4 protein-coding genes and 5 pseudogenes are annotated in these 5597 nt (G+C 59.7%); 5 read left to right on the forward strand and 4 right to left on the reverse strand.

Annotated elements, in window-relative coordinates:
- The 3 genes from AC0L2H_RS32245 to AC0L2H_RS32255 all read left to right on the forward strand — a co-directional run.
- Positions 1-1670, forward strand: a 1670-nt coding sequence (locus AC0L2H_RS32245; protein WP_473593661.1) for a type I secretion system permease/ATPase, incomplete at its 5' end; no start/stop codon positions are given.
- A gap of 13 nt (positions 1671-1683) precedes the next feature.
- Positions 1684-2985 carry an HlyD family type I secretion periplasmic adaptor subunit gene (locus tag AC0L2H_RS32250; RefSeq protein WP_064982388.1) on the forward strand — a complete coding sequence of 434 codons (1302 nt, stop codon included), beginning with the start codon at positions 1684-1686 and terminating at the stop codon, positions 2983-2985.
- A gap of 48 nt (positions 2986-3033) precedes the next feature.
- Complete coding sequence (locus tag AC0L2H_RS32255) at positions 3034-3660, forward strand: calcium-binding protein (RefSeq protein ID WP_019863231.1); 627 nt, start codon at positions 3034-3036, stop codon at positions 3658-3660.
- Here the strand turns inward: AC0L2H_RS32255 and AC0L2H_RS32260 are convergent.
- Together AC0L2H_RS32260 and AC0L2H_RS32265 are read right to left on the reverse strand one after the other, a co-directional pair.
- Positions 3657-3811, reverse strand: a pseudogene (locus tag AC0L2H_RS32260) (IS481 family transposase); the annotation flags it as partial. The gene AC0L2H_RS32255 and the pseudogene AC0L2H_RS32260 overlap by 4 nt on opposite strands.
- A 19-nt stretch (positions 3812-3830) precedes the next feature.
- Positions 3831-3932 (reverse strand): annotated as a pseudogene (locus AC0L2H_RS32265) (transposase); the annotation flags it as partial.
- Between the two features lie 97 nt (positions 3933-4029).
- Here AC0L2H_RS32265 and AC0L2H_RS32270 point away from each other — a divergent pair.
- Positions 4030-4239: pseudogene (locus AC0L2H_RS32270) on the forward strand (helix-turn-helix domain-containing protein); the annotation flags it as partial.
- On the opposite strand, the gene AC0L2H_RS32275 reads toward AC0L2H_RS32270, so the two are convergent.
- Positions 4151-4447: a transposase gene (locus AC0L2H_RS32275; protein WP_473593662.1), complete on the reverse strand. Its 297-nt coding sequence runs from the start codon at positions 4445-4447 to the stop codon at positions 4151-4153. The pseudogene AC0L2H_RS32270 and the gene AC0L2H_RS32275 sit on opposite strands and share 89 nt — an antisense overlap.
- A 16-nt stretch (positions 4448-4463) precedes the next feature.
- Positions 4464-4840: pseudogene (locus tag AC0L2H_RS32280) on the reverse strand (IS110 family transposase); the annotation flags it as partial.
- 261 nt (positions 4841-5101) lie between these two features.
- Between AC0L2H_RS32280 and AC0L2H_RS32285 the strand changes: the two are divergent.
- Positions 5102-5343 (forward strand): annotated as a pseudogene (locus AC0L2H_RS32285) (integrase core domain-containing protein); the annotation flags it as partial.
- Positions 5344-5597: the final 254 nt, after the last annotated feature.

The raw sequence follows: 5597 nt of genomic DNA on the forward strand, positions 1-5597 counted from the left end.
TAAGCGGCGTGGTCAATGTGCTTGCGCTGACCTCGCCGCTGTTCATGCTGCAGGTCTATGACCGCGTTCTGGCAAGTGGCAGCGTACCGACGCTGGTGGGGCTCGCCGTGCTTGCTGCCGGGCTTTATGCGTTCCAATGCCTGCTCGAAATTCTGCGCGCCCGCGTGCTGCTGCGGATCGGTGAGCGTTTCGATCGACAGTTTTCCGGACGCGTTCACGATGCTATCGTTCTGCTTCCGCTTTCAACGCGCATGCCGGGCGACGGCTTGCAGCCGCTTCGCGATCTCGACAATGTTCGCGGATTCCTAGGTGGAAAAGGTCCGACAGCCTTTTTTGATCTGCCATGGACTCCGCTTTATCTTGGCATTTGCTTCCTGTTTCATTTCTGGATCGGCATGACGGTGACTGTCGGAGCGGTCGTTCTGATATCTATGACATTTCTTACCAATGCTCTTTCCCAACGCCCGATACGCGATACAACAGCCCACAACATAGTACGTCATGGTCTTTTGGAAGCTGCACGCCGCAACGCCGAGGTCGTGCAGGCTCTCGGTCTCGGAAACCGAATCGCTGCCCGATGGCACCAAGCCAATGGCAAGTATCTGGCCGCCAACCGGAAAGCCGGGGACGTGGCAGGTGGGCTCGGCCGCATTTCAAGTTCGCTGCGCGTCATGCTGCAATCGGCCATCCTTGCCCTGGGAGCGTACCTTGTCATCAGGCAGGAGGCTACGGGCGGGGTCATGATTGCCAGCTCGATCATGATGGGGCGTGCGCTGGCTCCGGTCGAGCTGGCCACTGCAAGCTGGAAGTCCTTCCTCATGGCGCGCCAGAGTTGGGCGCGGCTGGAGGACCTCCTGGCAAAGATCCCTGAAAGTGCTCCTGTCATGCCTATGCCTGCACCTGAACGCGAACTGCGCGTCGAGGGCGTGACAATCGTTCCCCCCGGCGAAAGCACGCCGAGTGTGACCGGCCTTGCGTTTGCCGTTCAGGCTGGAAGCGCACTGGGCGTCATCGGCGCATCGGGTTCCGGCAAGTCGACGCTCTCACGTGCTATTGTCGGCGCATGGCCGCCGGCCGCCGGAAAGGTTCGCATCGACGGGGCAAGCCTCGATCAATGGGATCGGGAAGCACTAGGCCGTCATATCGGATATCTGCCGCAAGGCGTTGAACTGTTCGACGGCACCATTGCCGAAAACATCGCTCGTTTTGAAGACAGTCCTGATCCTGAGGCTATTGTCGCCGCGGCAAAGGCCGCAGGGACCCACGAGCTCATCCTCCGATTTGAGTACGGTTACGAAACTCCGATCGGTGAGGCCGGATCAGCACTTTCCGCCGGGCAGCGTCAGCGCATCGGTCTTGCCCGTGCTCTCTACCGCGACCCTTTCCTTGTCGTGCTCGATGAACCTAATGCCAATCTCGATGCGGAAGGCGAGGCCGCTGTCATTGAGGCGATCGCCTCCGTGCGCGAGCGGAAGGGAATTGCGGTTGTCGTCGCCCATCGGCGGAGCGCCCTGCGTGCAGTGGATTACGTGTTGACTATGGACGGTGGGCGGCAGAGGGCCTTCGGTCCGCGTGATGAAGCGCTGTCCAAGGTCCTGAAAGGGCCAGCGACGGCACCAGGCATGCGTCAAGGCGCACCAAGTCCTCACACGATGAAAGGCGAGTGCTGATATGGTGGCCCCGATGTCCGGCATTTATCAGAGCAATGACGTTTCCAGCTCCATTCGCCATCACCTGTTAGTGGGCCTTGTGGCCAGCGTGATCGTTGTCGGCGGAGCCGGAGCCTGGGCGGCCGTCACGAATCTTTCCGGTGCAGTTGTCGCATCCGGACACTTTGTTGTCGATTCCCATGTGAAGAAGGTGCAGCACCCAACCGGCGGGGTCGTGGCAGAAATCCTAGTGCGCGAAGGTGATAGAGTGAAAGCCGGCGACGTCGTCATCCGGCTCGATGCCACCAAGACGCGCGTCAATCTCGCCGTCGTCACCAAGCGGCTCGATGAGCTGGCCGCCCGGTTGGCACGACTGGAAGCTGAGCGTGACGATCTGGCGGAGATCGCCTTCCCCCACTGGCTGCTCGCTCGCGGAGATGGTGCGGCAATACATAACGAAACGCGGCTGTTCGAATTTCGTAGACAATCCCGCGAAGGAAAACAGGCCCAGCTAGCCGAGCGCATTGCTCAATATCAGCACGAGATCGAGGGGGGCAAGGAGCAGGAAATTGCCTACGAGAAAGGCATCGAGATTCTCCAAAAGGAAATTGCTGCCCTCACTGGGCTGCGCGAACAAGGCATTGTCTCGGACCAACGCTTGAATAGCCTAAAGACGCAGGTTGCCACTTTCGGCGGCGAACGCGGTGAGAAGATTGCCTATCAGGCACAGACGGCAGGCCGCATAACTGAAACGCGCCTGCAGATCCTGCAGGTCGATCAGGATCTCAAGACGGAAGTCGGCCAAGAGCTCAGAGAGGTTCAGGCGCAGATAGGGGAATATGTTGAGCGCAAGGTGGCGGCTGAAGACGAACTGCGACGAATCGATATTGTCGCGCCTCAGTCAGGCATCGTTCAACAACTCGCAGTTCATACGGTCGGCGGAGTGATCGCGCCCGCCGATCCGATCATGCTAATTGTGCCCGAAGGCGACGATCTGACGCTAGAAGTGCGGATCAACCCGAAGGACATCGACCAAATCCAGCTCCTTCACAAGGCTGTGCTGCGGATGTCAGCCTTCAATCGGAGAACCACGCCCGAATTGAATGGATATGTAAGCCGGATCGCAGCCGATCTGGTGACGGACGAAAAAAGCGGCAGTTCCTATTACCTGGTGAGTCTCTCAATCCCGCATGCGGAACTGACGAAACTCAAGGACCTGACGCTCGTGCCCGGCATGCCGGCCGAAGCGATGGTCCAGACGGGGGAGCGTACGGCGCTTTCCTATCTTGTGAAGCCGCTGGCCGACCAAATCAGTCGCGCATTCCGCGAGCAGTAGAGTGCGATCCCTTCCACCCCGCCAAGACACAACACAGGAGAAAGACACATGGCACTAGTCAGTAGCAGAGAATTCAACGATCACGTTTGCGATGGGACGCCCTATGGGGACCTGATCCTCGACAGCCAGAACAGGGACGATCTGCACAGGCCGCGCGACTGGGTGCAGGGCAGCCCCGAGGCCGACGTGTTCCTCGGTGGCGACGGCACCGATTTCGTGAAAGCCGGTGGAGGCAACGATTATGTGCGGGGCGGTGACGGCCGCGATATTTTGTTCGGCGAGGAGGGCAATGACAGCGTCCATGGTGACGGGGGCGACGATCAGCTGTACGGGGGGTTCAACAATGACTATCTGTACGGCGACGGGGGCAATGACTTGCTCGACGGTGGCAGGGGTGACGATCATCTGTTGGGCGGTGGGGGCAGCGACAAGTTTGTCTTCGAAGCCCAGAGCGGCAACGATATCGTGTGGGACTTCGAGGCGGGGCACGACATGCTGCGGATCAATGGAGCTATGACTAATGGCGCTTATCCCACCGTCGAAGAACTTGCCGGTCGCGCCCATCAGGTTGGCCAGGACACGGTCGTTGAACTCGAAGCGGGTAATACGATCACGCTCTCCAACGTGAGTGCTGACGACGTTCACGCGCATGCGAACCTTTATTTCTTCGTCTAGGTGTTCAGTCCCGAGGTCAAGTGGACCGGATCGATCCGGAAGCGATCTGGCTGTTTGGCCCATGCCGTGCAATAGCTTCGTAAGGTGTAAGGCCATGAAGGGTCTTGAGCCGCCTGGCGAAGTTGTAGCCATCGAGCGAGGCGGCAAGGTGATTTCAAGTTGCCGGTGGGTCGGAAACCGGCAGGATCGGGTACTGCCGCACGAACGGTGGCTGCAATGATCGGACCTACACCGGGGATTGCCGTCAGGCGGCGAGCGCTGTCGTCTTTTCTGTAAAAGCTTTAACTTTATCTGACAGACGGTGTCCTAGGTTGAGCTTGAGCCGAGGCCGGGCGCGGGCCCGGCCTCGGCGTTTGAAAGGACACTAACATGACCAAGGACCAAAAGATCATCCGCGCCAAGGTGGGGCTGCTGGAGCTGGCCAAACAGCTCGGCAATGTCAGCCAGGCCTGCAAGATGATGGACTATTCGCGCGACAGCTTCTGCCGCTTCAAGGAGCTTTACGAGACCGGCGGCGAACTGGCGCTGCAGGAACTGACGCGCAGGAAGCTGTTGGCCAACCGCACGCCACGAAGCGTGACACGTCGCCGATCGCGGCCTTCATTGCCAGCGCGACCGTCATGTCGACGCCGGGAATGGTCATCAGCCGCTTCACGCCTTCATCATCGAACGCCGAGCGGGCAAGATCGCGCTCGATAACCTGGAGGTCGTCGCCCAACCGGTCGAACTCGCGCAGATGCCGATCGATCGCGAGGCGCTCGTCTTCTGGCACGATCTGCTCGCCCAACCACGACCGGCCTTTGGCGCCGCGTCACCTGCCGGCGCAACGCCTGTGTTGGCTCGTCCGGAATCCAGACTTCTGGCAGGAAGCCGCTGGCATAGAGCTGCGCCAGAACGCCGGCATCGATCGTGTCCGTCTTGATCTTGGCATAGGCGATGATGCGCACCTGCTTCGGGTTTGCGATCACGACTTTCTTCACGTGCAGCGCGACAACCGCGGCGGCAGAGGACGCGTTGCCGGTAGCCTCGATCACCACAATGTCGCTCGGCGCCAGCTTTGCGGCAAACGCCTCCAGCAGGTCGCGCCGCATGTCGACACGGCCCAGCTGCCTGAGCCTGCCGTCCTCCCATGCCACGCCTCGGCGAAAGCGCGGTGGATATCCAGTCCGATGATGCACATGCCTGTTGCCTCCTTTCTGGCTCGGTCAAAGAACGGGAACTGGCGGGCAACACGACATCTACTGATCCGCGCTCGCAGCGCATCCGGGAAAGTCGCGGGGGGCGGCCATGTAACGAGCTCGGGCTCTCAGCCCACGGTCTAAAGACGGCCTGCCCGCACTTTCGTGCTCCCGGTGCCCCACGTCCCGGATGGGCTCACCATAAGGCCGTTCCAAACAAAGAAACAGCAGGACGAATAGGCACCGCAGGTCACATACCGGATAATGGAGTCGTTGAACGCTTCCACAACGGTGCTGGACGAGTTCTACCGGGTCGCCTTCAGGAAGAAGATCTATGGCTCGATAGAGGAACTGCAGGCCGATTTGAACGAATGGGTCAGAAGTTACAATGAGGAGCGCCCACATCAGGGCCGCTGGTGCTTCGGCAAGACGCCGATGCAGACCTTCCTTGACACGCCCCCTTGACACGGCCCCGCTGGCGAAAGAGAAAATGATCGCTGTCTGATCCCATCGGACAGGCAAAACGGACCACTCTCAGACGCTAACTGTCCGATCAAGTGCAAACTTCTACATCTTTTCTCACTGTCGCGAGAATCTCCCTATCCACCTCTCAATACGTTCTGATACCGCTTCGATCTGTTCGACCAACTCCGCCAACGCCATTCGAGCAGCGCCCGGCAACCTAGTGGATTGATCGAGACAAAAGAGTCCAATATTGGATTCCCATCGGTCTTCGCATGTGCGACGATCGGGCATGCG

This window comes from Mesorhizobium sp. WSM4871, assembly GCF_055811295.1.